Genomic DNA, 22,790 nt, shown 5'->3' on the forward strand with positions numbered 1-22,790 from the left:
AGTTGCGGAGCGCTCGCGCTGGGGGGTTCGCCTTCGTCGTGCCGGGCTCTAGGCTGGGGACATGTCTGTTGCTCAACGCGAACGAGCCGCCCTCGTGGAGACCATGCGCGCCGTGGGCCCGGAGGCGCCCACGCTGTGCGAAGGGTGGAAGACGCGCGACCTGGCCGCCCACCTCGTGATCCGGGAGTATCGGCCCGACGCCGCTCCGGGCATCCTGATCCCGTTCTTCGCGTCGCACACCGAGAAGGTGCAGAACCAGGTGGCCGAGCAGGGATGGGACGAGCTGGTCGACAAGGTGGCGTCCGGTCCGCCGGTCTATTCGCCGTTCAAGCTGCTCGATCCGGTGGCCAACGTTGCCGAGATGTTCATCCACCACGAGGACGTGCGGCGGGCGCAGCCGGGCTGGCAGCCGCGCGCCCTGGAACCGGAGCTGAGCGCCCGGCTGCGCCGCACCCTGCCGCTGATGGCGCGGCTTACGCTCGCCAAGGTGCCGGGGCGGGTGGCGCTGCGTACCCCGGAGGGCAAGACGCTGCTGACCGCGGGACGCGGCCCCGCGGTCACGGTCACCGGCGCCCCGGAGGAACTGCTGCTGTTCGCGGTCGGCCGGTCCGCGCAAGTGGAATTCGACGGCGACGCCGCGGCGGTCCAGGCCGTCCGCGAGGCGCCCAAGGGGCTGTAAGCCCCGGCGTCACCCGAAGGCTTGGCGGAGGTCTTTCTTGATGACCTTGCCGAACTGGTTGCGCGGCAGCGCATCGACGATCACCAGGCGCTCCGGATGCTTGTAGCGGCTCAACCCGCTCGAACGACAGTGCCGCACGAGCGATTCCAGTGACACGTCACCGGCGGAGGCCAGTACCACCACCGCGCATACGCGTTCGCCGGTCCGCGGGTCGGGGACGCCGATGACCGCGACGTCGGCGACCGAGGGGTGGGTGGCCAGCACATTCTCGACTTCGAGGGCCGAGACGTTCTCCGCGTTGCGAATGATCGCGTCCTTGATGCGCCCGGTGACACGGACGTTGCCGTCCTGGTCGACCAGGCCGAGATCGCCTGTGCGAAGCCAGCCCTCCCGGTCGAACGCGTCGACGTCGAGCGCGGGGTCGGCGTAGCCGAGAAAGCATTGGGGTCCCTTGAGCCGCAACTCGCCCTCCTGCCCGGCGGCCAGTTCGGTTTCGTCGGTGCCGACCACCCGGACGCTGACCCCTGGAGTCGGCGTGCCGACGGTGTGGTCGAGGGACTCGGGTGAGGCGGTGAGCGAGGGTGAAGCCGCCACGGGGAACTCGGTGAGGCCCCAGGCGTTGGCGATGCCGGGCAGCCCGAAGGCTTCCCGGATCTGGCGGCCCAGTTCGGCGGTGATCGGCGCACCGCCGGCCAGGCAACCGCGGAGGAAGGGGAACAGGGGCCGCTCGCCGTGGGCTCGCTGGGCTTCGAGGAATCCGACGAAAAACGGGGTAGCCGTGCCCAGAAACGTCGGGTTGTGCGCCGCGATGGAAAACGGGGTGGTCGCCGGGTCGAATACCTCGAACAACGCCAACCGCATGCCGGTCTGCAGCGCGGCGGCCAGCATCACCGCCCCGCCGATGTGCGCGACCGGAAAGGCGATGGGATCGACGTCGCTGTCGGTGATGCCGACCGCGCCGACCAGACCCGTTGCGCCGGCGATCACCGATGCGTCGGTATGGCGGATCCCCTTGGGCGCCGCGGTGGTTCCCGACGAGTAGTAGATCCATCGCGGGTCGCCGGCCGACGCGGGCGGGGGAGCGAGCACATCGGTTCCTGCGCGGGGCAACCGAAGCCCGCCGTCGGCCGGCGGGGTCGCCAAGTCGACGGTGATCACCTGGAAGCCTCGGGTCGCGGCCAGCGAACGCGCCAGCGCACCGTGCTCAAAGCCGCGCCAAATCTCCGGCACGACAAGGTATTCCGACGAAAGCTGCTCGGTGATGAAGCCGACCTCGCGTTCCCGCAGTAGCGGGATGATCGGGTTTTGCACCGCGCCGAGCCGGGCCAGCGCCGCCATGACGACCATGGTTTCCAGCGTGGTCGGCAGCTGCCAGGACACGACGCTGCCCGCCCCTATGCCGCGTTCGGCGAACGCGGCGGCCGTCGCACAGGCGGCGTCGTGGAACTGGCGTGCGGTCAGGCGGCGCCCCTGGTCGTCGGCGAGCAACGGCCGGGCCGGCGCCGCCCGCGCCGCGTCGGCGATCAACGTCCAGTAGGTGACGTCGCTTCCGATGCTCATTCGTCCGTCGGATGGCCCAGGGTCGGTCGGAATCCGGAGTGCGCGATCGCGACCGACGCGCCACTGCCGATGGGACCTGTGCGGTCGACGAGCACGGCCGATCCGGTGGCCACCCCGTCGTGGCTGTAATGGGTCAGGGAGGCCATGCCGATGTGCGGCCCTTCCGGCAGCCGGCTCAGCGTGAGGGTGTAGTCGGCGTTGATGAACTGCAAGCCGTTCGTTCCCCAATTGGCAAGGGAAGCCGTGATATCGGCCGCCATCGCCGCACGGGTGAAGGGGCTGAGCGGTTCGCCGTCGATGAGCGAGCGTGTCTCATGCAGCCAGGTGTATTTCGGGCCGGAGCTACCGGCCCAGTCGGGGTCGCGGTTCTGCAGTTCGGTGCCCCAACCATAGGTGCGCATGAAGAGCGTGGGTTGGGCGCCATCCTCGATGGGCAGCGGCGGCATCTGCGGGTGCTGGGACCAGACGTCCCCCTCCGGTTGGGGGCCGCGCCGCAGGAACAGCGCACTCCCCCGCGCGACCGGTGTGTCGCGCTGGGTGAGGATGGCCTCGACGAGCCGCAGCCGCCGCCGGTCGTGGTGCACGGTGGTGTGCACCTCCATGGGTTCCATCGCGACCGGCGCCGGAAGGTCGACGGTCAGCCGAGCGGGTAGCAGTTGCGGGTCGTCGACCGCGCGTTCGAGCGCCCAGCCCAGCAGTCCACCGACCACATGCCCACTGAGCGACGGGCCCCACCCACCGCGGGCGATCTGATGCGGCACGAAACGGTGTCCGTCGCGCGAGAAGTACGGCGCCTGTGCCGCCGCGGCAACGTCATCCGGCACGACATTCGTCTCGGTCAATGCGCGACGCTCCGCCCAGAGATGGGATTCCCTCGTGTGAGGATGGCAACAGTAGATATTACAGTTTGATCGCCAGTCTCAACGGGCCGACCGGTGACCCGTCAATTCGGTAGCCGAGCAAGGGCGTTCGCGCGTGTCAGGCGACCGCGGCGCCCACCAGGTGGCCGATCGCGTAGGTGATCGCCAGCGCGAGGCCACCCCCGATGACGTTGCGCAGCACGGCCGGGACCTTGGGCGCCCCGCCCAAACCGGCCGACACCGCACCGGTGATCACCAGGGCGACGAGTACGGCTGCGACGGTGACCGGGATCCGCCACGCCGTCGGCGGCGCCAAGATCGCGATCAGCGGCAACAGGGCGCCGACCGCGAACGACAGCGCCGACGACGACGCCGCCTGCCACGGGTTGGTCAGCTCCTCGGGATTGATGCCCAGTTCGACCTCGGCATGGGCGAGCAGCGGGTTGTGGTCGGTGAGCTCCTCGGCGACGGTGCGGGCGGTCGCCGCACTCAGGCCCTTCGCTTCGTACAGGGCGGCAAGCTCGTCCAACTCGGCGGCCGGATCGTCGCGCAGCTCTTGGCGCTCCTTGTGCAACAGCGCCTTCTCGGTATCACGCTGGGTGCTCACCGACACGTATTCGCCCAGCGCCATGGACACCGCTCCGGCAACCAGTCCGGCGCTGCCGGCGGTCAATATCGGGGCGCGTTCCATGGTCGCCGCGGCAACGCCGACCACGATGCCCGCCGTGGAGACGATCCCATCGTTGGCGCCCAGCACTCCGGCGCGCAGCCAGTTCAACTTCGATGAGACCGAGCCCTGATGCGGTTCGGCAGGATGCGGATGCGACGGGCTCGACACGGCCGCAACGATATACGGCGGCAACCCGCCGGGCCAGCATACATAGCCTTGCCAAAGTGGTGGGGCCTCTCGGCCTCGGCATTTTGCCTGAAGGTCACTCGCGTCGAGCCGGCGCGTCGAGCCGGCGCGGGTCGCCGTGGTTTATGTCTCGCGGTCCCCGGGCCGGTCGTCCGCCGTCCGCTGCGTCGACACGCCGGTCGGCGCCCCAGAAGTTCTGCATGGGCCGCGCACAGCCGTTGCATAGGGAAGCTATCTAGGGTCGGTCGGGTAAGGGGGATTCCGAGGAGTTCACCAGCCGATAGACAGGTGAAGGACTATGAACTTTAAGCAATTACTTGGGGGGATCACCGTCGCCGGCGCGCTGAGCGCCGCGGCATTGGGTATGGGCGCCGGAGCGGCCAACGCCGCTCCGGGCGGGCCTCCGCCCGGCCCGGCCGGCAGTCACGGCGGGCCCGCGCCCGCGGGTATCCATCCACCGAACGCACCCGGTGATCCGGGCGGACCTGGTGGGCCGGGCGGCCCGGGTGGACCTGGCGGACCCGGCGGCCCGGGTGGGCCCCCCGGCGGCCCCGGCGGTCCGGGCGGACCCGACCATCCCGGTGGGCCCGGCGGCCCGGGTGGTCCCGGCGGACCCGATCACCCGGGCGGGCCCGGTGGGCCCGGCGGTCCGTGGCACGGAGACCCGCAGCGGGGCTACTTCCGCGGGGCGCCGTGGGGCGACGGGCCGGCGCCTTGGGGACCCGGCGAACCGCCGCGACCCAACTGGGACAGGCCACTCCCCCCGCCTGGCGGGCAATGGGGATACGGCCCGATCAACTACTGGGGCTACCAGGAGACGCCCGTGTGGGATCCCGGATTCCACCAATGGGGGTTCTGGTTCTTCGGAGTCTGGATTCCGCTGTAAACCAGCAATGAGCACGGCGCCCGCTTCGCCACTCGGCGAGGCGGGCGTCGTGCTGTCACCCCCCGGCGACAAGTCGAAGCCGTCTGGACGAACCTGCGGGCGTTGCGTCGTTGGGACCTTTGACCTTCGGGCGTGGGCCCTACGCCATGCCACAGATGTCGTATGGCCCTCGTTTGATGTGTCTCGATAGCGAAACATCGAGGTCACGGTTTGGGGTGTCGCACCCGCCGGAGTTGAGCGATTGACCGAACAGGAGGCGCGATGACCACGCAAGAACTTCGCGTGAGCCCGCTCTACGCGGGGATAGTGGTCACCACCGCGGTGTCGGGAATCTGCGCGTTGGCCGCGCTTGCCGCCGGCTCGCCACTTCAGTTCGGCGTCGCGCTGGCGCTATTCGGCGCCGGGTGGATTGCCGCCGACTTCATCCAACGCACACTTGACCCCGGGCAGCAGCGTTTCACCCGTCGATGCGAAGTCACCGTCGCGCGCCCGGTCCCCGCCTATCAACCCTCTCGCGTCGTGTACGCCGGTCACTGTGAGCACTTCTCGCGACCGGCCCCGCGGGTCGTGAGCAAGTTCGCCGCCTGACGATCGATCAGCTCTTGGTGCCGACCGTAATGAGGTCGGAGATGACCTGTGTCCACACCGGTCGACGAATGCGATGCTGATCGCTGATCGCAAAACCCGCGCCCTCGAACAACGCGCGCATCTCCCCCGGCGACGCGTTGTGCTGCGGCTTCCACCTGTTGACCGAGGGCGCCTGCAGCAACGGTTGCCGGGCGCTCAGGGCCGCGACCGCCACCAACCCGCCCGGCGCCAGCACGCGGTGGAATTCGCGCAGTGCCGCCGGCTGGTCGAAGAAGTGGAACGCCGAGGTGGTCACCACCGCGTCGAGCGCGCCGTCGTCGAACGGCAGTTGTTCGGCGGGGGCGCGCAGCCACTGCACCCGGTCGGTTCTGGCACGGGCGCGGGCGAGCATGCCGTCGGACATGTCGACACCGTAGATCGCGTCGGGCTGCAGCTCGCGGGCAATCCGATCACTGAGAATGCCTGTGCCGCAGGCGATATCAGCGACCTTGCGGGCCGCATGAGCGCGTAGCTGCGCGATCACCTCGTCGTGCGGCGGGCGGTATACCCAGCGCTGGAGGAACGGCAGGTCGTACGCCGGGGCCACCAAGCCCCACAGCCGCGTGACCGCGTCATTGAGCCCTCGCCGGCTCGGTGCCGTCATTTGCCCAGTACGGAGCTGTAGTAGATGGTGTCGGCGACCGACACCGAGTCGTTGGTTTGCGGAATCGCGGCAAGCCCGCTGTCGGCCAACAACTCGCTCATCTTGGTGCCGGCCGTCTGCCACCCCAGGTTCTTCAGGTACTCGGCAACGTCGTTACGCTCACCCTCGAAACCCAGTTCCTCCCAATCCAACTCGAAGCCGTGGTCGCGCCACTTGGCGGTGGCCCTGCGCATCATCTCCCGCGCCTTGTCGACATCTTGCTGCGGCCGGTCCGGGATCGCTTCGACGGCCAGCCTGCTGCCCTCGGCGCTCAGCGCGGAGATGTTGTCCAGCAAGCGGTCCTGCGCGTCGGGCGGCAGGTACCCGAAGAGACCTTCCGCGATCCACGCGGTCGGGCGGCTCTTGTCAAAGCCCGCGTCCGCCAACGCTTTCGGCCAGTCGCGCCGCAAGTCAATGGCGACCGTGCGCAGGTCGGCCCGAGGGGCGGCGCCCAGCCCTGCCAGGGTGGTGGTCTTGAACTCGATCACCTCCGGCTGGTCGATTTCGAACACGGTCATGTCGGCAGGCCATGGCAGCCGGTAGGCGCGCGCGTCGAGGCCGGACGCCAGGATGACGGCCTGACGGATCCCCGCCTGCGCCGCGTCGTGAAAGAAGGTGTCGAAGAACCGGGTGCGGGCGGCCATGGCCGCGGGCATGTGTTCGAGTTTCCAGCCGGATTCGTGGTCGTCGACGTCGGCGGCGTCGAGGTCGCCGTCGACCCATCGCGTGAAGAAGTCCACGCCGACGGCGCGAACCAGCGGTTCGGCGAACCGGTCCTCGATCAGCGGATCGTCGGCCTTGGTCGCGATCGCCCGGGCCGCGGCGACCATGGTGGCCGTCGCGCCCACACTGGTGGCCAAATCCCAGGTGTCGTTGTCTGTGCGTGGCATGCGCCGGTTCCCCCTCGGAGTGAAAGCGATACTTAGCCAGTATAACGACCGTCCGGGCTGGATGGTTCCCGGCGATTTGTCGTGGGCCGCCGCGCGGGGAGAGGGGTTGGGTCGCGCGCGGTCCTACGGGCCAGGACCGCCGGGACCGCCGGGTCCACCCGGCCCGCCCAGCCCACCGGGTCCGCCCAGTCCCCCCGGTTCGCTCGGCCCACCGGGTCCGCCCGGCCCGTTCACGGCGGGGACCGCGGGCACGCATTGATGCAAGTCCACGCTCCACACAAAGCCCTCGCCGCAATTGGGGTCGGCCCGGCCGATCGCCGGCGCCGAGATCGCGATTGCCGGCAATGCTGTCAAAGCGAGCGCGAAGGCGCCGAATGCCCAGCCTCGTCGCAGATGCGTCATCGCTGCGATTCTCATGTCGGTCCCCTCCAGGCCGGCGGTACTCGGCGCGGACCAGTGGCCGACCGCGTGTACATCAATTTTGCGCCACGTCACCCGGCGGCGGTGCTGTTATTCGGTAACCAGTTCGAAGACCGGGATGACCCGATCCGTGCGCTCCGGTACTCACCGAACCCGGGTGCTCGCTCGACGACGATACGGTAGACGGAATCGCGCTCGTCGCGCGGCAATTCACGCATGGCGGCCGGCCTGGGGGCTTGTGCATCATCGGTCATCGACCCATCCCGGCATGGGTATCCCGCCGGCGAGCGGCTCCACGGTTGACCGTCGCCGGATTCGGGTATCACCTGGCAATCCCATCGGGGGGGATCCGCTTCCGCTGCGACGAAGTGAGCACGAGATGGTCGGCTGGCTGGACAGGCTGCAGCGACGAAACCGCACTGCCGGTGTGGTGATCGGCGTCATTTACAAATACCTCGACGATCAAGGCGGGTACCTGTCCGCGCTGATCACCTATTACGGCTTCGTGTCGCTGTTCCCGCTCCTGCTGCTGTTGACCACGGGACTCGGCCTGGTCCTGGCCGGACGCCCCGATCTGCAGGAGCAGGTGCTGCACAGCACCTTGAGGCAATTCCCGGTCATCGGCAGCCAGCTGCATCAGCCCGCGGGGCTCAGCGGAGGCACCGTCGCCGTGGTGGTCGGCATTGCGGGAGCGCTCTACGGCGGTCTGGGCGTCGGTCAGGCGGTGCAGAATGCGATGGACTCGGTGTGGGCCGTCCCGCGGAACAAGCGACCCGACCCGATCCGCTCGCGCCTGCGCAGCTTGATGTTGTTGTTGGTCCTCGGCTCGGCGGCCCTGGCCGCCACCGCCCTGTCCGCGGCGGGCCAGGCCACCGGGGCGCTGGGCATCTTCGGAAAGATCGGCGTCGCACTGGTTGCCGTGGGGATCAATGCGTTGATTTGCCTGGTGGCGTTTCGGGTGACCACCGCGCGGGACCTCACCTATCGCCAGGTGCTGCCGGGAGCGCTTGCGGCAGCAGTGATTTGGCAGATACTGCAGTGGGGCGGTGCCGGATACATTCGGCACACGGTCAAATCGGCCAGCGCCACCAACAGCGTCTTCGCCTTGGTGCTGGGGCTGCTGGCCTTCCTGTTCCTGGTGTCGTCCACGCTGGTTCTGTGCGCCGAGATCAACGTCGTTCTCGTGGAACGGCTTTACCCCCGCGCCTTGCTCACTCCATTCACCGATGACGCCGAACTCACACCGGCCGACCGCAAGACCTACACCAAGAAGGCAAAAGCCGAGCGGGTCAAGGGCTTTCAGCGTGTCAGCGTCCGGTTCGGCGACCTGGCCCGCAAGGCGAGCCGGCCCCGGACGCAGACGCCGCCGACCATCCCCAGCCAACCCGCAGGCTAGTCAGTTGCCGCGGCCCGTCTGCTGCTGCAGCTCGTCGATGAGCTCCGACGCTTGGGCCTTCGTCATGTCGTCGGGAACGTCGCGCCCGGCCTCCTGGGCCAGGGTGTGCACGTAGCTACGCTGCGGACCGGTCATCGGCTCGTCGCCGGTCACCCACCGGGACGGGTCCTTCTCGGGATTTTCGCTGGGCGCCGGCCGGGTGTCGTCAGTCATGTCTTCCACCTCCGCGCAGGGGGATAGCCATCGCACATAGGTTCGAAACATGACTCGGCGTGTGGCGGACGTCGCAGCCGGCACGCCCCGCGGTTTGGAACAATCGATGCCATGGCGCGTTCCTTCGACATCCTGATCGAATCGCCCGCCAGCGTGGGGCAGATCCACACGACGTTCGGCCGCGAGGACTACTGGCTGGCCCGCCTTCGAGCCGGCAACGTCCCCACAACCCTGGATTCGCTGGTCGTCGGCGATGACGGCACGGTGTCCGTCCGCGCCACCCAGCACGTGTCCCGCCAGGTCCTGCCGACGCTCATCGCCAAGGCGGTCCCCGGCGAGCTGAAGATCGTGCACAGCGAGACGTGGCGGCCGTCCGGCGACGGCGAGGTGCGCGGGCAGATCAGCGTCGTCAGTTCCGGCGGGGTGGGATCCGGGCGGGCGGAAGCCTGGCTGGCACCCGCGGGCGACGGCGCCCGCCTGCGCTTCGCCGTGGAGGTGGCGGTCAAAATCCCGCTGGTGGGCCGCAAGCTCGAGAAATCGATGCAAGCCGACCTATCCAAGAGCATCCCGGAGCTGCAGCGCTTCACCACCAGCTGGATCGCCGAAAACACCTGACCTCGCGGCGACAGCTCGTCAGTGTTCCGGTGCCGGCTCGACGGCGACGAGCTCGGTGAGCCCGCTGATGGTGAGGATGGGCATCAGGATCGGGTGGGCGATGAGGTGGATGCGGTTGGCGTGGGTGAACAAGGCGTTGATGGCGGCGCTATCCAGGTACTCGACACCGCTGAGGTCGACCGTGAGCGGGCCGCCCGGGGCGGCCTCGCCGGTGGCGGCGGTGAGGGCTTGAACGAAGGCGTCGATATTGCTCAGATCGATCTCCCCCGCCGCGACCAGCATCAGTTCCCCGTCGCTGCGGCGCGCGGTGTCGAGGGTGAGCGACGTGGGCATCATGTGATCCTCGCGGATAGACGGACTGTGGTTCCGGCGGCGTCGGGGTTGATGGTGACGTCGTGCATGAGCCCCCGCATGAGGGCGATACCCCGGCCCCGACGCGGATAGCTGGCCGGCTGCGGGGGCTTCCACGAGCCGGTGTCGGTGATCGTCAACTGCACCTGGTCCACCAGTGCGGTCGCGCCCAGGCTGATCGTGCCCTCGGGTTTGTCGCGATGGCCGTGCTCGATGGCGTTGGCGACGGCTTCGCCCGCGGCGACGAGCACGTTCATTGCTTGTTCCGGATCCAGACGAGTGCGAGTCAGCCAGTGGCGCAACGCCTTTCGCGCTGGGGCTAGGTGGCTGACATCGGCGGGGAAGGTCAGCTCCAGCGGCGCGGGATGGCGATAGAGCAGCAGGACGACGTCGTCCTGGTAACCGCCCTCGGGGGCCAGAGCGGACATGATGTGGTTCGCCAAGTCGTCGAGGGTGGACCCCCGCCCGGCCTGCACCAGCGCGGCGGCGCGGGTGATGCCCTGCCCCAGTGCGGTGCGTCGGCGTTCGACCAACCCGTCGGTGTAGAGCAGCAGGGTCGCCCGCGCCGGCAGGGTCACGCGCCCCTCCGGGCGGGACCAGTCCGCTCGCACGCCCAACGCGATGGTGTGGCCGTCGTCGAGCATCTGCGTGGTGCCGTCCGCGTGGACCAGGATGGGCGGCGGGTGCCCGGCGCTGGAGTACACCAGCTCACCCGTCTCGGGGTCGAGCACCGCGCAGACCGCGGTGGTGCACTGGGCGCCCGGCAACCGCGCCGCGAAGCGATCCATCCCCGCCAGAGCGGCGCCGGGACTGGGGTTTTCGAATAGCAGCGCGCGGCACGCGCTGCGCACCTGGCCCATCACGGTGGCCGCGGCGAGGCCATGCCCAACGCAGTCGCCTACGACCATCGCGATGCGCCCGTCGTCCAGGTCCACGATGTCGTACCAGTCGCCGCCCACCTGCAGGGGCCGGCTGGCGGCCTGATAACGCACCGCGAAGCCGTGCGGCAGATCGGCGGGGCCGAGGATCGCGTGCTGCAGCGCCAGGGCGGTTTCGCGCTGCTGGTCAACCTGATGGACCCGCTGCAAACCCTGCCCCAGCCGGCCCGCGAGGACCGTCAGCAGGGTCTGGTCCTCGAGGGTGAACGCCCGCCGCTCGGCCAGATCGATCCAGACGACGAGCACGCCCTCGGGATGCTGCAGCGCGATGCCCGCCGTCCCGGCTTCCCCGACGCTCGGGGTGAGCAGGTCGCCGTCGCGCAACGAGTTGAGGGTCTGTTGGGTGCGGGGCGGCAGGTCGCTCCATTGCGCGGGCTCGCCGACCGACACCACTTGCGGTGCGCCATAAGCGTTTCCGTTCGAGGAACTGTGGGCCGGGAAGGTGACGGCCACGACGCGGCGGGCCCGCCACAGTCGGCGCAGTTCCTCGGCCGCGGCGTTGACCGCCGCCTCGACCGTGTCCGCCTCGGCGAGTTCCTGGTTGAGCGCGTGTTCGCGGCCCGCCGCCAGCGCCAGCGCGATGGCCGCGTGCCGGGCGAAGTCGCTGACCAGCTCGAGGTAGTCGTTGCCGAACGGAGACTGCTGCGGGTCGCGGGCGACGGCGATGACGCCGAGCACCGCGCCGTCGGCGATCAGCGGCATGACGATCGCGGAACGTTCACCGACGTCGGTGAACCCCTCGATCGGGTATTGGAAGGACTCGGTGATCAGCGGCAGGCCGCGCCGCGCGACACCGCCCGTGGTGGAGCCGTCCATCGGCACCTGGCGACCAATCACCTCCGAGGAGTACCGCCCCGCCGTCGCGGCGACGACGAGGGTGTTGACCTGATCGGCAGGCAGGTCCGGCTCCTTGGGAACCAGCAGGATCGCCTGCTCGGCGCCGGCCAACTCCAGCGCCCGGTTCACGATCAGCTGCAACGGACCGGTCTGCGGGTCGCCGGACAGCAGCGCGGTGGTGATCTCGCGGCTGGCCTTCGTCCACTTCGCCGACTCACGTTCGCGTTCGAACAGCCGCGCGTTGTCGATGGCCGCGGCCGCCGCGATCGCCAGCGCCCGCACGGCGGCCGCCTGGGAGTCGGTGAACACCCGGCCGGGGCGATCGTCGACCAGGTAGAGGCTGCCGAAGTCGGCCGCACGCACTGTGATCGGCAACCCGAGGAGCGCCCGCAGCGGCGGATCGTGGGCCTGCAGCTCACCGGCCTGCGGATGGGCGCTCACGTCGTCGAGGCGCAGACCCTCGCCCACCGGCAGATCGCCGAGCTGCCGCGCCGTTTGCTCATCGATGCCGGCGCGGACGAAAGCGGCCAGCGCGCCGTCGGCGGCGCGGATCCCCAGGGCTGCGTAGCGGCAGCCGGTCAGCTCCATCGCACCCTTGACGATGCGGTGCAGCGTCACGTCCAGGTCGAGATCGGAACCGACTTCGCTGATGACCCGCACCAGCTGTTCCATCTGGTCGCGAGCCGCCACCAGCTCGTCGAGTTGCTCGTGAATCTGGCTCACCAGCTCGCGCCGGCCCTGCCAAGTGAACGCCGATCCACCCCCTTCGTTGCCCATGGATACAAACGTAACCGCTCACCCGAGCGACCCCCACAGGCGGCGGTGATGTCCGGCCCGGAGATTGCGGGTTTACTCGACCTTGACCATGCTTTGAGTCGCCCCACCGACGATGGCCGTTATGAGGATTGCCCCGGAGCTCCAACCGCTGTATCTACTGGCGGACAGTCAGCTGCTGTTCTGGAGACGGCAGGGCCGCCTGCTCCTCGAAGAAGCCATCGATAGGTTGGCCGGTGCCACCCCGATCAGTGCGGCCTACATCGGCGCCTCCAACGGAGATCGTCCGGAGTTCTACGACATCTTCGAGGCGGCGGTGGACGCCGTCGGGATCGCCGACCGTCGCATGATCGACTCGTCGTTCGGCCGCGCCGACCGCGCCTTCCTGGAGGGCGCCCAGGTGGTGGTCCTCGCGGGCGGCGACGTGCGCCGCGGCTGGGACACGTTCGAGCAAACCGGCATGAAGGACGTCATCCTGGGCCGGTACGCCCAGGGCGCTGTCCTGGTGGGCATCTCGGCCGGCGCGGTCCAGCTCGGGCGTTACGGGGTCGTCGAGGCGCCGGACTCCCCCGAGTCGGGGTTGTTCGACGTGTTCGATCTGGTCCCCCTGGTCATCGACGCGCACGACGAGCGAGCCGGGTGGGCACGGCTGGCGCGGGCCATCGAATCGCTGCGCGGCGCGGCCATCGGGCTCGGGATTCCTTCGGGCGGCGGAGTCGTCGCGCACACGGATGGCATGATCGAACCCCTGCGCCGGCCCGCCCACAAACTCGTTTTCGACGGCATCCGCGTCGTGCACTCACTGGTGCGCGCGGAATAGGCAATCTACTTGCACTGCAAGTAAGGTCCGTCGCATCCGGTGGTGACGGTTGGCCGTCGGAGTGGTGACTTTCGGCCCGAGTAATGCCCCTTGTTCGGTGTCCAGAGTTAACCATGCCAACTGCCGCTCGACTTTGCTGGAACCCGGCGGCAACCGACATCGGTCCCGGCCAGGTTCATCGCCGGATAAAGGAGCCAGTCATGTCCCTCGCAGGTCTGTTCACGCGCCGGCTACTGGTCGGGGCGATCGGCGCCGGCACGCTTCTGGGTGCTACCGCGGGGACGGCCGTGGCCGATCCGCCGCCCCGGCCCGCCAACTGCACGGCCGCCGACATGGCCGGCGTAGCGTCCGGGGTGGCGGCGGCACTCTCGGCCTATCTGTTCACCCATCCGGACCTGAACGGCTTCTACACCGACCTGCAGGATCGGCCCAAAGATCAGATTCGCGAGGACGTGCAGCAATATTTCACCGCCAACCCGCAGGAGCAGGCCGACCTTGAGAACATCCGACAACCGCTGGTTGACATCAGGCAACGTTGCCAGTGGGCACCGCTACTGGGTCAGGGCGGCGCGACGCCCTGACCCCCGGGTCAGGCGACCATGTCCCGCACGCGCCCTGGATGCGCCTCGGGCCCGCACAAGCGCAGCCGCGATGGGAAGGAAATCACGATGAAGGTGCGGTCTTGGACTGCAGGGGCGCTGGCAGCGTTGTCCCTTGCCGCGATTCCTGAGGTCTATGCCGTCGTGCAGCCCACCGGGGTGGCCAAGGCGGACGTCTGCGCGAGCGTCGGCAGGCGCGTTTCCGTGAGCGGGTGCACGAACATCGCCGATACGGTCAACGCCAATGTCCCCCCGCCGGACGCGTATGCGCCGCTGCCGCAGGACTTCCCGCCGCCACCGCCACCGCCGCCGGTCAATGTCTGCGTGGGCGGAGGCCGGCGCGTTCATGTGAGCGGCTGCTTCTGAGATCGCGTTCTCTATCGGGGAGACCCGGTACCTCGGCCTCGCGTTGGGCGGTGCACCGCCAGCACGTCGGTGTTGGCCAGCGTTTGCGCCTGAGCGGCCAGCGCCGACGCCCGGTTGGCGTGGGCGATTGCTTCGGCGGGGTTGCTTGCTTCCTTGCCGCGCGCCGCCGCCAAATGCCTTTTCGCCTCGTCGAATCGGGCCAGCGCCGCGGCGCCCACGCTGTCGTGATGCCGGGTGACGTAGTCGGAGATCTGGCGCAATCTGGTGTCCGCGGTGGACAACGCCTGCCCCGACGAATCGTCCACGCTTGCCTGGCCGTCGGCGGGGGCGACCCGCCGCGCGGCACGCCGGCGGTGGCGCACACGAATGAGCACGAGAAACAGCACGACCATCAACACCAAGACGCCGACGCCGATCGCGATCGGCAGCCACATCGGCTTTGAGGTGCTCGCCGACTTGTTCAACCCATCTGCCGCGGCGACGGCCGCACCGCTCCAGTCCTTGACGGCGACCGCGGGCCCAATCTGGTTGTTGCGCAGACCGTCCAGCTCGGCCGCCGTGACGCCCTGCGTGTTGGGCGGCACCGAAAACGCGTACAGCTTCGTGTTCGTGGCCACCGCCAGCAGCGCGTCGTGGTCGCCCATTGCGCTGGCGCCGCGGGTCCGCTCGGCCCAGTTGTCGGGCTTGAACCTGGAGAAGTTGTCGACGTAGACCACCCACAGTTGAATGTGCCGATTGCGGTAGAGCCGGTCGATGGCCGCGACGACCGCCGCCCGGCCCGGATCCGTCAACGCCGCGACGCTGTCGGTGACGTGGTCCGTGAGCTTGGCCGGCGGTTGCGCGCCGGCGGAGGCGGGCACCAGCAGTCCCGTGGTGAGAATCGCCAGGACTGCACCGATCAGGCGAGCAACGCGCATACGGGTAACTTAGCCGTCATTCCGCCTGATCCGTCCGTGGTCACCGCTTCGGTCGCCACCTGAGCGGCACGGGCCCCGGAAACCAACCCTCGAAAATGTCGCTCGGCAACGGGTTGTAGGGCTTGGGATACCACGCTTTGGGGACATCGCCGGCGTCCCAGTCAAACCAGAAGAACGGAACCTCGGCGAGCCACACGTCGAAGAACGCGAGCAGCAGATCCCGGGCCAGGTGCGATGCCGGACACCGGTGCGGGCCTCCACCAAAGCTCCAATGTCGCTGCGGGCCGTCCAATTCGATGCTGTGGCCGGACATGTCGTCGGCCTCGTCACGGTGAACCAGTCCGACACACAACTGGACGGGCGCCCCGGCTGGGATCGTCGTTTCTCCGATCGTCACGCTGCGACTCGTGCGTCGTGAAACAGTCTTCGCCCCGCCATCCAACCGCAGCAGCTCCTCGATGAACCTGCGTTGCCGGTCTGGATTTTCGCGCAGCTCCCGCTGAAGCATCGGCTTCCGCGCCAGGACCGCCAGTCCGGCCTTCATCGGGAAGGACGCGAAAATGAGACCGCGGAGCACCGACCCGATCATTCCGAGCACTTCTTCGTCGGACAGCGGTTCGGTGGCGAGGCGGCTGATCACATCGGGGCCACCCCGCGGCGCGCGCCGGATCTGGCCCACCAGTTTCGGCTCGAGCGCTTCGAGGGGGGTATCCGTGGGCAGCCCGCATGCCGCAACGAATGCGGCACGCCAAACCACCTCGGCGACGTCCGCACCATCGCAGCAGTCGAGTTCTCTCGCCACAGAACGGACGCAGTTTTCGACGATCCCGCGCACGGGCTTCAGCATTTCCCGCGAATTGGCCGGATTGAACAACAGGTCGACCATGATTTTCCGGTACGGCCCGAATGGCGGATTGCCGAGCATCAGCTCGCCTTGGCGGCTGGCGAAAACCTCGCCATCACGCACGGCGGCGAGGACGTCGTCGCGCCGCCACAACACGTACGTGCCGTCGGGCTCCCGCAGCACTCGTTGGCCGGCCCGCTGTGCGGCGGCCAGCCACTCCCGATAGCCCGCGGCCGCTTCCTCGTCGGACCGCATGACTTCTCGCGCGGCAGCGGCCTCGCCGCCAGACCCGATCACCACGCACTACCGACTTTCGCGTTCGGCGGTCGCTGCGAACTACGCATTAACGGCGCCACCTCGAATTCCGACGCCGCCAGTTTATTCTCAAGATCGACCACCCGGCGCGGCGAGACGGCCGATCAGCGGGCTTATCCAGGGTTTATCGCGCTACCACGCTGATCGTCGTCCCTGACCAAACACTGTCGAATTTCAGGAGCTTTTCCAGGGGGTCAACTCGAATTGGCCACCCGGCGAGACGAGAGCGCACATCGGGTTCGTCGCGCGGGGGCGGCCCTCAGTCACATCGGCCACACCAGTACCTGTCTCGGTACCACCATGCGACCACCGAACTCGATATCGCCGGCGATATCAGATGTGAGAGTCGCCTCTTGGTCGGAGACCGCAGCAGCCGCTGTCATACCCGATTCTGGCGGGGCGGGCGGGGCTCGAACCCGCGACCAACGGATTATGTGGACACGGCTGCCGCCCGGAGGTGGGTGGTTCGTAGCTGCCACCCGGCTCGCGCAGCACCCGTCGGCCGGCGCGGCGCGCGGCGGCCAGCCACTCCCGCAACTTCGCGGCCGCAACCTCGTCCGATTGCATCACGTCCGCGGCGGCCGCGGTGCCGGTCGCGGTGGCGGCGGGTAGGACGCCTAGGTGTGAACCTTCCAGCCCGCCAGCGGGGTGGGTGCCGCCGCCGCGTTGGGGTCGTTGAACTCGATGTAGACGTCGCCCTGCTTCACGCTGCCGTCGTAGGCGACGTAGCCGTGGGCGGTTTGACCGTTGGTGACCGAGCCCGAGCGCAGCGGGGGCATCTTGTTGATCTGTTGATAGTGCACCAGTGACGAACCGCCCTCGGTATCCCGGTAGGGGTCTTGCCGCCACGGCGAGGACGCGGCGGTCAACGTTCTTTCGCTGTAGGTGAAGGGCGTGTCGGACTTGCCGACGATGGTCACCTCGATGACGTTGCATCCCCCGCTGCCGGAGCACCCCGACGAAATCCAGGTCGCGTTGTTCACCGTGACGTCGGCGGTCGCCGCGCTGTACTCGGTGACATGGATGGTGGTGCCGGATTTGCCGGTCGGGAACGGCGCCTGTTGCGGTGTCGGGTCGGCGGCCGCGTGGGGCGCCATCGCGCACGCCGCAGTCGCCAGCAAGGGCGCAAGACCTGCGCGCACCGGGGAAGGAATGGCCACTCGTGAACGATATCGCCCTTCTAGGAGGCGGGGCCGTCAGAGTTGCGCGTGACACCGACGCGACCGATCGGTGCGGACCGGCACGACCACCCACGAGAACGCCGGCGATGCCGCGTCGACGACGTGGAAATCTCGCAGATGCGCGCGTTCGTCGCCGTGGTGGAATACGGCGGGTTCTCTGCGGCTGCACGTCGGTTGCACATCAGCCAGCCAGCGCTGTCCGGAAAAATCCAAGCGCTGGAAAAGCACCCGGGTGTCCCGGTCGTCCCCGACTTGGTGGAACAGTTCGACAAACTGCTCGTGGGTTGCCGCGTTAGTTGATCAGCAAGGCGACACCAGTGTCGGTGACCTCGACGTCCACGCAGGATAGATCGGCCACGACGACGTTGGCGTCTGCCAATTCGGACGCGCGGTGGGTGGTCGTGACGGCGAGCACTTGCGCCCCCGCGGCCCGCCCAGCGCCGACCCCCGCGGGCGCATCCTCGACGACTACGCACTCCTGGGCGTCGAGGCCCATCGCGGCGGCCGCTTTGAGGTAACTCTCGGGATTTGGCTTGCCGTCCGACACGTCCTCTGCACCGATCAGCAATTTCGGGGCGGGCAGCTGCGCCGCCGCCAGTCGGGCAGCCATCAACGACCGCGGCCCCGAAGTCACTGCAGCCCAGTGACTATGCGGCAGAGCGTCAAGCAGTCGGCGTGCTCCCGGTAGCGCCACGACACCATCGACGTCAGCGAGCTCTTGCAGAGCCAGTAGCCGGGCCGTCGCAGCGACGCGGTCGTGTGGTGCGACGAATTGCGCGACGGTGTCCTCGGTCCGCCTGCCATGACACACCTTGAGCACCTCTTGGTAGTCGACGCCGTACTCGTCGGCCCAGGTGCCCCAGGACCGTTCGACGGTGGCGGTCGAGTCGACCAGGGTGCCATCGATGTCGAACAAGATCCTCTTACCGTGCAGCACCGCCATAGGCTGCACCCTAACGGGGTGGGCCCGCGCACCGGCGGGATGTGTCTCTGCCCACATTCGCCCCGTGGAATGCGCTGGCTCACAGGACACTTCATTGAGCTGCCGCGTCGGCGCCGCGGGCACGCTGACGACGGAGCGCTACGCGTCCGCGATCGTTTGCCCTCAACGACCCTTTTCGACAGTGTTCGAGGCGCCCCGGTCGAAGCTGGTGGGGTCGTCACCGGTGAGAACCGCATGTCACACGGGCTTTCGGTCGACGGCCGAAGTGACGAGACGCGGCCGCGCCATTCAGCTGGCCGTCTTTGCTTTACGCGCGTTGAGCAACGATGTAAAGGCGAACCAGGGAAATTTAACGGCTCTTTCGCCAAATATCTCTATTCGCAATGCACTGATACCATGCGTTCAGTCAATTGCTTTGGCCTCCGCCTGCCGCTACCCAACGATGCCGCGCCAGGCGTTTGAAGCGTGCGTGACGGAAGGATTGTTGGTGCGGACAGCCACCACACGAGCTCAATACGAGTTTATTCACGGGATTTTGCAGCACGAAACCACCGCCCTGAACTTTACTTTGTCGGTGTTGGAACACAGTTACAAATCCCATTTTCCCGATTATTCCGGCGACGTGCGAGCGACCCTGGAAGACGTATCCAAGTACTTGCTGGCGGCCGATAATGGGCGTGAACTTTACCAAGCGGCCGAAGAGGTGCACACACGATTCTTCACATCCGAGGGAGACGGGTCGTGGTTCAGCGAGGGCTACTCGGCGTATAAGTCACAGCGCAAGCCGGTGCAGGACTTCAAGAATTTCGCCGATGCCATCAGCGGAAGCACGGTGCTCGATTTCGGCAGCGGCCGCGGTCATTTAGCTGCGCTGATCGCACGTGCCGGCTACGACTGCTACACCACCGACGTCATGGACTACCGCGGCGCCGACGCCGCACATCTGCCGTTTCGGCAGATGGCTTCGCCCGTCGACGTGCCCTATGCGGACGACATGTTCGACAGTGCGATCGTCAAGACCGTCCTGCATCACGTGGACGAACCCGACTTGATTCCGTTGCTTAAGAATTTGCGCCGTGTCGCACGGCGGTTGATCATCGAGGAAGACACCTACGCCGTCCCCGCCGCGGCCCAAGGGATTGCGGCGGAGCAAATCGAGCTAAGGGAATTCGCTAAGCTGGACGAAAGCGATCAATTTCGGACGCTCGTGCTTATCGATTTTTTTGGCAACGCCGTCGCTCAGGGTCTGGTCGATATGAATTTTGGTTGCCAATTCAAGCGCGTCGACGAATGGCACTCGATATTCAAGAGCCTGGGTCTGCGAGTCGTCGATACCGACGTCGTGGGCTTCCGGCCGGGCAATATTCACAAAGCCTGCCAGGTTCGCTTCGTTGTCGATCGCGAGGAGTTGTAGGGAACAGGCTATTTAGCTCGGTCATTCAAGCCCACGGTGATCCCGCGATGCGGACTCGGTATCGACACCCGCGCCGCAGGATGGGCGCGACCTGATCTACGAAGTCACCACGACGCGCTTCCCGGCGACGGCCAGGGCCGTCGACCGCGCTCAACTCCCCCATTCGGGGAGTGTCAAGGATCAACCGAAACACTGTCAGGCGCACCGGCAATCTCGGCACCTTCGCTTCTCACGTCGGCCACTGCAATGGCATGGTGATCGGGCCGAGTCGGGTGCTATCGTCGCCGACGTTCAACTCGACACGGCCTGGCGGTGCCACCGTGAATCTGGGGATACAACGCACGAACTCGGCGACAAGGACGCTCAGCTGTACTCGGGCAACGTGCATTCCGAGACATCGGCGCGACCCGGCTCCGAATGAGTAGTACGGGCGGCCGTGGACTTTGTCGTCGCTGTACGTGATGAGATAACCGCCGTCCAAATTCAACGTGCGCAATGAGAGTTCCAGTTCGGTTAGCGGCGGCACCCTTACCCCACCGATGGTGATCTCCTCCAGGGTGACGCGCGGGCAATAGCCGAGCGGAGAGTAAAGGCGCACCACCTCGTTGATAAATGTTCCGATTTGGTCGGGGTGTCGGATGAGGAGTGACCGTAACTGCGGGTCGGTGGCCAGCTCGAACAGGGCAAAACCGATTCCCGCCGTCGTCGTCTCGATTGCCGCACCGAACAGCAGCAAGACGAAGCTCAGTATTTCCACTTCCTCGAATTCGTCGCGGAGGGCGGCAATGATCCCCGGCGGCCTGGCTGTGGAAATTGCTTGGCTGACGTATTCGATCAGGTCGGCATGGAAGGGCGCGCTCCTGGGGAATTCCGCTTGCTGCGCCAGTAACCGCAGCAGCGCCTCAAGACTTCCCGCCGGCAATCCGAGCAGCGTCAGCAATGTCTGGGTCGCCAGTCGGCGGCCGATCTCGCCGACGGCCTCGCACTGGCCCTTCGCAGCCACCGCGTCGACGAGCGCCGCGGCGTGCTCCTGGATGGATGGCATGAGCCAGGCCAACGCTCGTGGCCTGAACAGCGGGTTGAGAACCGCCCGGTACCTGGCGTGTTGGGCGGGTGCCGCGCCGGTGGGTACCCAGGGGTGAGCGTCGTCGTGGCCCCGCATCGGATGGGTGAGTCTGGTCGTGTCGCGCAGAAGCGCCACGATGTCCTCGGGTCGCGTCGGGCAGATCGCGCCGCGGCGGGAAACGACCAGCGGGCCAGTCCGCCGCGCCTCGATCTGCTCGACGCGCTCCTGAGCCCGGCCCAACTGCCAAATGAGCCGTGTCGTCACGTTTCGTCTCCATTGCGCCGCAACGTAGTTCGGTTTCGGGTCCACACCGATCGCGTCGCCTGCTGCGCGATGTTAGCCTTCGCGTGCGCCCCAGCGCGGGCCTGACGAGACGATAGAAATCCTCCGGACATGTCGCCGTCGACCTCTCGGCGGTTGTCGGACCTTCGGGTAGAGGTCCGGAACATTCAAGCTTAACGGCTGGTGAACCGCCCGGTGGGTCCGGAGACTCCGGACATGCCGGAGCGGTCAGCCACGATCAACTCCCTCGTCTGCGGAGTGTCAAGGATCAGCCGACGTCATACGGAACTTTGAGTGGGGCATGCGCCGGTGTTCAGATTGCGCCAGTCGAACGGAGGCGCTCCATTGCGGCCGCGTCGTAGCTCGCCAGGGTGCGGAGCAACTCTTCCGTATGCTGCCCGACGTGCGGCGCCGCCGGCGGTGCAAATCCGTCGTCGGGTTTGGTCTTGATGCACGTCCCAATCAATCGCTGCGACGTCCCGTCTGGTTGAGCCTGCTCGTAGACCAGTCGGCGAGCCTTCGCGTGTTCGTCGTCGAACAGGTCTGCGTCCAAGAATGCTGGTGCTCCCGCAATATCGGTCGCAATGAAGAAGTCGGTCCATTCCTTGCGGGTGCGCTCCTTGAAAATTGCCGTCAGCTCCCCGCGCAGCCGGGCCTCTGCCTCGACATCCTCCCCCGGCTTCAGGCGCCCCGGTTCGAAGAGATCCATCCTGTCGAGTGACTCGCAGAATCTCAGCCAGAACTTGTCCTCCAGAGCGTTGAACACCACGTAGTTGCCGTCGCTCGTTCGGTAGTACTGGTAGCGAAGCGAAGCGCGGATTCCCTCGCCGTAGGCCGGTTGACCGTTCGCCAGCGCCGTGAGGTGCTGAAAGTTCCAGTTGATCGCCGCATCGACCTGCGCTACTTCGATGTACTGCGGCTTGCCGTCGCGCCCGGCCGCGTGCAGCGCGGCGAGTACACCCATCGCTGCGTACAGCGGTCCCGCCAGAACACCTGTCGTGCCTGTGGCCGCCCCCGAGAGGCGTGGCGTTCCATCCGCATCGATGATCGGCGGGCTCAAGCCGGCGAAACAGTCGAAGGACAGCCCGTGTGTGGGTAATCGGGTGTAGGGCCCATAGCTGCCCATACCATTGAGCACGCAGTAGACGACTGTCGGGTTGACGGCGACGATGTCGTCGTAGCTGAAGCCGAGCCGGTGGGCGGTTCCGTAACGTAGACCGTCGATCACGACCTCCGACTTCGCGGCCAGGCGGCGGAAAGCCTCTTGACCCTCAGTCGTTTTCAGGTTTATTGCCACGCTCTTCTTGCCGCGGTTCCAGTGAGAGTCCTGTAGCTCGCCGCCGGAGACCGCCGAACCGCGGAAACCACCGCCGCCCGGCGGCTCCACTTTGATCACCTCCGCGCCTAGGTCGGCCAGATGCCCGCCCAGTGCGTCCGCGGAGAACAGTGACACTTCCAGGACCCGGACGTCCCTGAGAAGCTCCATGACGCGACCTTT

The 22,790-nt window shown here is 67.5% G+C and carries 24 protein-coding genes and 1 pseudogene; 10 read left to right on the forward strand and 15 right to left on the reverse strand.

Features of this window, described 5'->3' with window-relative positions:
* The first annotated feature begins 61 nt into the window (after positions 1 to 61).
* Positions 62 to 679: a TIGR03085 family metal-binding protein gene (locus AWC03_RS17020; RefSeq protein WP_085241897.1), complete on the forward strand. Its 618-nt coding sequence runs from the start codon at positions 62 to 64 to the stop codon at positions 677 to 679.
* 9 nt (positions 680 to 688) lie between these two features.
* Here the strand turns inward: AWC03_RS17020 and AWC03_RS17025 are convergent, their stop codons facing one another.
* From AWC03_RS17025 to AWC03_RS17035, 3 genes are all read right to left on the reverse strand, one after another.
* Complete coding sequence (locus AWC03_RS17025) at positions 689 to 2,239, reverse strand: class I adenylate-forming enzyme family protein (RefSeq protein WP_085241898.1); 1,551 nt, start codon at positions 2,237 to 2,239, stop codon at positions 689 to 691.
* Positions 2,236 to 3,081 carry an acyl-CoA thioesterase domain-containing protein gene (locus AWC03_RS17030; protein WP_085241899.1) on the reverse strand — a complete coding sequence of 282 codons (846 nt, stop codon included), beginning with the start codon at positions 3,079 to 3,081 and terminating at the stop codon, positions 2,236 to 2,238. Before AWC03_RS17030 ends, AWC03_RS17025 begins: the two co-directional genes overlap by 4 nt.
* A 136-nt stretch (positions 3,082 to 3,217) precedes the next feature.
* The gene (locus AWC03_RS17035; protein ID WP_085241900.1) at positions 3,218 to 3,937 is read right to left on the reverse strand and encodes a VIT1/CCC1 transporter family protein; all 720 of its coding nucleotides are present in this window, start codon (positions 3,935 to 3,937) and stop codon (positions 3,218 to 3,220) included.
* Positions 3,938 to 4,253: 316 nt separating this feature from the next.
* On the opposite strand from AWC03_RS17035, the gene AWC03_RS27930 reads away from it, so the two are divergent.
* Both AWC03_RS27930 and AWC03_RS17045 read left to right on the forward strand, forming a co-directional pair.
* Entirely contained in the window at positions 4,254 to 4,841 is a 588-nt protein-coding gene (locus AWC03_RS27930) for a chitin-binding protein (RefSeq protein WP_142278422.1), read from the forward strand.
* A 261-nt stretch (positions 4,842 to 5,102) separates the two neighbouring features.
* Entirely contained in the window at positions 5,103 to 5,429 is a 327-nt protein-coding gene (locus AWC03_RS17045; protein ID WP_085241901.1) for a hypothetical protein, read from the forward strand.
* Between the two features lie 7 nt (positions 5,430 to 5,436).
* On the opposite strand, the gene AWC03_RS17050 is transcribed toward AWC03_RS17045, so the two are convergent.
* The 3 genes and pseudogenes from AWC03_RS17050 to AWC03_RS27505 form a co-directional block, all read right to left on the reverse strand.
* Positions 5,437 to 6,072 (reverse strand): class I SAM-dependent methyltransferase, encoded by a 636-nt coding sequence (locus AWC03_RS17050; protein ID WP_085241902.1) that lies wholly within the window; start codon positions 6,070 to 6,072, stop codon positions 5,437 to 5,439.
* Complete coding sequence (locus AWC03_RS17055; protein WP_085241903.1) at positions 6,069 to 7,001, reverse strand: SAM-dependent methyltransferase; 933 nt, start codon at positions 6,999 to 7,001, stop codon at positions 6,069 to 6,071. Before AWC03_RS17055 ends, AWC03_RS17050 begins: the two co-directional genes overlap by 4 nt.
* A 510-nt stretch (positions 7,002 to 7,511) precedes the next feature.
* Positions 7,512 to 7,639, reverse strand: a pseudogene (locus tag AWC03_RS27505) (nitroreductase/quinone reductase family protein); the annotation flags it as partial.
* A gap of 161 nt (positions 7,640 to 7,800) precedes the next feature.
* Here AWC03_RS27505 and AWC03_RS17070 point away from each other — a divergent pair.
* Positions 7,801 to 8,817 carry a YihY/virulence factor BrkB family protein gene (locus tag AWC03_RS17070; protein WP_085241905.1) on the forward strand — a complete coding sequence of 339 codons (1,017 nt, stop codon included), beginning with the start codon at positions 7,801 to 7,803 and terminating at the stop codon, positions 8,815 to 8,817.
* On the opposite strand, the gene AWC03_RS17075 is transcribed toward AWC03_RS17070, so the two are convergent.
* Complete coding sequence (locus AWC03_RS17075; RefSeq protein WP_085241956.1) at positions 8,818 to 9,030, reverse strand: DUF3072 domain-containing protein; 213 nt, start codon at positions 9,028 to 9,030, stop codon at positions 8,818 to 8,820. It abuts the gene before it with no gap.
* A gap of 111 nt (positions 9,031 to 9,141) precedes the next feature.
* On the opposite strand from AWC03_RS17075, the gene AWC03_RS17080 reads away from it, so the two are divergent.
* Complete coding sequence (locus AWC03_RS17080) at positions 9,142 to 9,645, forward strand: DUF2505 domain-containing protein (protein ID WP_085241906.1); 504 nt, start codon at positions 9,142 to 9,144, stop codon at positions 9,643 to 9,645.
* Positions 9,646 to 9,663: 18 nt separating this feature from the next.
* On the opposite strand, the gene AWC03_RS17085 is transcribed toward AWC03_RS17080, so the two are convergent.
* The gene (locus AWC03_RS17085; RefSeq protein WP_085241957.1) at positions 9,664 to 9,978 is read right to left on the reverse strand and encodes an STAS domain-containing protein; all 315 of its coding nucleotides are present in this window, start codon (positions 9,976 to 9,978) and stop codon (positions 9,664 to 9,666) included.
* Positions 9,978 to 12,548 (reverse strand): SpoIIE family protein phosphatase, encoded by a 2,571-nt coding sequence (locus tag AWC03_RS17090; protein WP_085241907.1) that lies wholly within the window; start codon positions 12,546 to 12,548, stop codon positions 9,978 to 9,980. Before AWC03_RS17090 ends, AWC03_RS17085 begins: the two co-directional genes overlap by 1 nt.
* Positions 12,549 to 12,669: 121 nt before the next feature.
* On the opposite strand from AWC03_RS17090, the gene AWC03_RS17095 reads away from it, so the two are divergent.
* From AWC03_RS17095 to AWC03_RS17105, 3 genes are all read left to right on the forward strand, one after another.
* Positions 12,670 to 13,365 carry a Type 1 glutamine amidotransferase-like domain-containing protein gene (locus AWC03_RS17095; RefSeq protein WP_085241908.1) on the forward strand — a complete coding sequence of 232 codons (696 nt, stop codon included), beginning with the start codon at positions 12,670 to 12,672 and terminating at the stop codon, positions 13,363 to 13,365.
* A gap of 200 nt (positions 13,366 to 13,565) precedes the next feature.
* A complete protein-coding gene (locus AWC03_RS17100) occupies positions 13,566 to 13,946 on the forward strand; it encodes a heme-binding protein (RefSeq protein ID WP_085241909.1) in 381 nt (126 codons plus the stop codon).
* A 93-nt stretch (positions 13,947 to 14,039) separates the two neighbouring features.
* Entirely contained in the window at positions 14,040 to 14,330 is a 291-nt protein-coding gene (locus AWC03_RS17105) for a hypothetical protein (protein WP_420845680.1), read from the forward strand.
* Between the two features lie 11 nt (positions 14,331 to 14,341).
* Here AWC03_RS17105 and AWC03_RS17110 read toward each other — a convergent pair whose 3' ends face one another.
* From AWC03_RS17110 to AWC03_RS17120, 3 genes are all read right to left on the reverse strand, one after another.
* Positions 14,342 to 15,247, reverse strand: a complete 906-nt coding sequence (locus tag AWC03_RS17110) for a TPM domain-containing protein (RefSeq protein WP_085241911.1) — start codon at positions 15,245 to 15,247, stop codon at positions 14,342 to 14,344.
* Between the two features lie 40 nt (positions 15,248 to 15,287).
* Entirely contained in the window at positions 15,288 to 16,346 is a 1,059-nt protein-coding gene (locus AWC03_RS17115; RefSeq protein ID WP_142278423.1) for a cytochrome P450, read from the reverse strand.
* Positions 16,347 to 17,023: 677 nt separating this feature from the next.
* Positions 17,024 to 17,503 carry a hypothetical protein gene (locus tag AWC03_RS17120; protein ID WP_085241913.1) on the reverse strand — a complete coding sequence of 160 codons (480 nt, stop codon included), beginning with the start codon at positions 17,501 to 17,503 and terminating at the stop codon, positions 17,024 to 17,026.
* 186 nt (positions 17,504 to 17,689) lie between these two features.
* Between AWC03_RS17120 and AWC03_RS17125 the strand changes: the two genes are divergently transcribed.
* Positions 17,690 to 17,887, forward strand: coding sequence for a helix-turn-helix domain-containing protein (locus tag AWC03_RS17125; RefSeq protein WP_249025909.1), 198 nt, complete (start codon positions 17,690 to 17,692; stop codon positions 17,885 to 17,887).
* Here the strand turns inward: AWC03_RS17125 and AWC03_RS17130 are convergent.
* Positions 17,880 to 18,530 carry an HAD-IA family hydrolase gene (locus AWC03_RS17130; protein ID WP_085241914.1) on the reverse strand — a complete coding sequence of 217 codons (651 nt, stop codon included), beginning with the start codon at positions 18,528 to 18,530 and terminating at the stop codon, positions 17,880 to 17,882. The genes AWC03_RS17125 and AWC03_RS17130 overlap by 8 nt on opposite strands.
* Positions 18,531 to 18,711: 181 nt before the next feature.
* Here AWC03_RS17130 and AWC03_RS17135 point away from each other — a divergent pair, with 181 nt between their 5' ends.
* Complete coding sequence (locus tag AWC03_RS17135; protein WP_158089978.1) at positions 18,712 to 19,944, forward strand: class I SAM-dependent methyltransferase; 1,233 nt, start codon at positions 18,712 to 18,714, stop codon at positions 19,942 to 19,944.
* Positions 19,945 to 20,173: 229 nt separating this feature from the next.
* On the opposite strand, the gene AWC03_RS17140 is transcribed toward AWC03_RS17135, so the two are convergent.
* Together AWC03_RS17140 and AWC03_RS17145 are read right to left on the reverse strand one after the other, a co-directional pair.
* Positions 20,174 to 21,274, reverse strand: coding sequence for a cytochrome P450 (locus tag AWC03_RS17140; RefSeq protein ID WP_085241916.1), 1,101 nt, complete (start codon positions 21,272 to 21,274; stop codon positions 20,174 to 20,176).
* A 331-nt stretch (positions 21,275 to 21,605) separates the two neighbouring features.
* On the reverse strand, positions 21,606 to 22,778 hold the full coding sequence (locus AWC03_RS17145; RefSeq protein ID WP_085241917.1) for a CaiB/BaiF CoA transferase family protein: 1,173 nt from the start codon (positions 22,776 to 22,778) through the stop codon (positions 21,606 to 21,608).
* Between the last annotated feature and the right edge of the window lie 12 nt (positions 22,779 to 22,790).

The organism is Mycobacterium europaeum (genome assembly GCF_002102155.1).
Taxonomy (GTDB): domain Bacteria; phylum Actinomycetota; class Actinomycetes; order Mycobacteriales; family Mycobacteriaceae; genus Mycobacterium; species Mycobacterium europaeum.

Coding starts and splice junctions, on each gene's coding strand:
- AWC03_RS17020 (WP_085241897.1), top strand. CDS start 62: ATGTCTGTTGCTCAACGCGAACGAGCCGCCCTCGTGGAGACCATGCGC.
- AWC03_RS17025 (WP_085241898.1), bottom strand. CDS start 2,239: ATGAGCATCGGAAGCGACGTCACCTACTGGACGTTGATCGCCGACGCG.
- AWC03_RS27930 (WP_142278422.1), top strand. CDS start 4,254: ATGAACTTTAAGCAATTACTTGGGGGGATCACCGTCGCCGGCGCGCTG.
- AWC03_RS17045 (WP_085241901.1), top strand. CDS start 5,103: ATGACCACGCAAGAACTTCGCGTGAGCCCGCTCTACGCGGGGATAGTG.
- AWC03_RS17050 (WP_085241902.1), bottom strand. CDS start 6,072: ATGACGGCACCGAGCCGGCGAGGGCTCAATGACGCGGTCACGCGGCTG.
- AWC03_RS17055 (WP_085241903.1), bottom strand. CDS start 7,001: ATGCCACGCACAGACAACGACACCTGGGATTTGGCCACCAGTGTGGGC.
- AWC03_RS17070 (WP_085241905.1), top strand. CDS start 7,801: ATGGTCGGCTGGCTGGACAGGCTGCAGCGACGAAACCGCACTGCCGGT.
- AWC03_RS17075 (WP_085241956.1), bottom strand. CDS start 9,030: ATGACTGACGACACCCGGCCGGCGCCCAGCGAAAATCCCGAGAAGGAC.
- AWC03_RS17080 (WP_085241906.1), top strand. CDS start 9,142: ATGGCGCGTTCCTTCGACATCCTGATCGAATCGCCCGCCAGCGTGGGG.
- AWC03_RS17085 (WP_085241957.1), bottom strand. CDS start 9,978: ATGCCCACGTCGCTCACCCTCGACACCGCGCGCCGCAGCGACGGGGAA.
- AWC03_RS17090 (WP_085241907.1), bottom strand. CDS start 12,548: ATGGGCAACGAAGGGGGTGGATCGGCGTTCACTTGGCAGGGCCGGCGC.
- AWC03_RS17095 (WP_085241908.1), top strand. CDS start 12,670: ATGAGGATTGCCCCGGAGCTCCAACCGCTGTATCTACTGGCGGACAGT.
- AWC03_RS17100 (WP_085241909.1), top strand. CDS start 13,566: ATGTCCCTCGCAGGTCTGTTCACGCGCCGGCTACTGGTCGGGGCGATC.
- AWC03_RS17110 (WP_085241911.1), bottom strand. CDS start 15,247: ATGCGCGTTGCTCGCCTGATCGGTGCAGTCCTGGCGATTCTCACCACG.
- AWC03_RS17115 (WP_142278423.1), bottom strand. CDS start 16,346: ATGCGGTCCGACGAGGAAGCGGCCGCGGGCTATCGGGAGTGGCTGGCC.
- AWC03_RS17120 (WP_085241913.1), bottom strand. CDS start 17,503: ATGGCGCCCCACGCGGCCGCCGACCCGACACCGCAACAGGCGCCGTTC.
- AWC03_RS17130 (WP_085241914.1), bottom strand. CDS start 18,530: ATGGCGGTGCTGCACGGTAAGAGGATCTTGTTCGACATCGATGGCACC.
- AWC03_RS17145 (WP_085241917.1), bottom strand. CDS start 22,778: ATGGAGCTTCTCAGGGACGTCCGGGTCCTGGAAGTGTCACTGTTCTCC.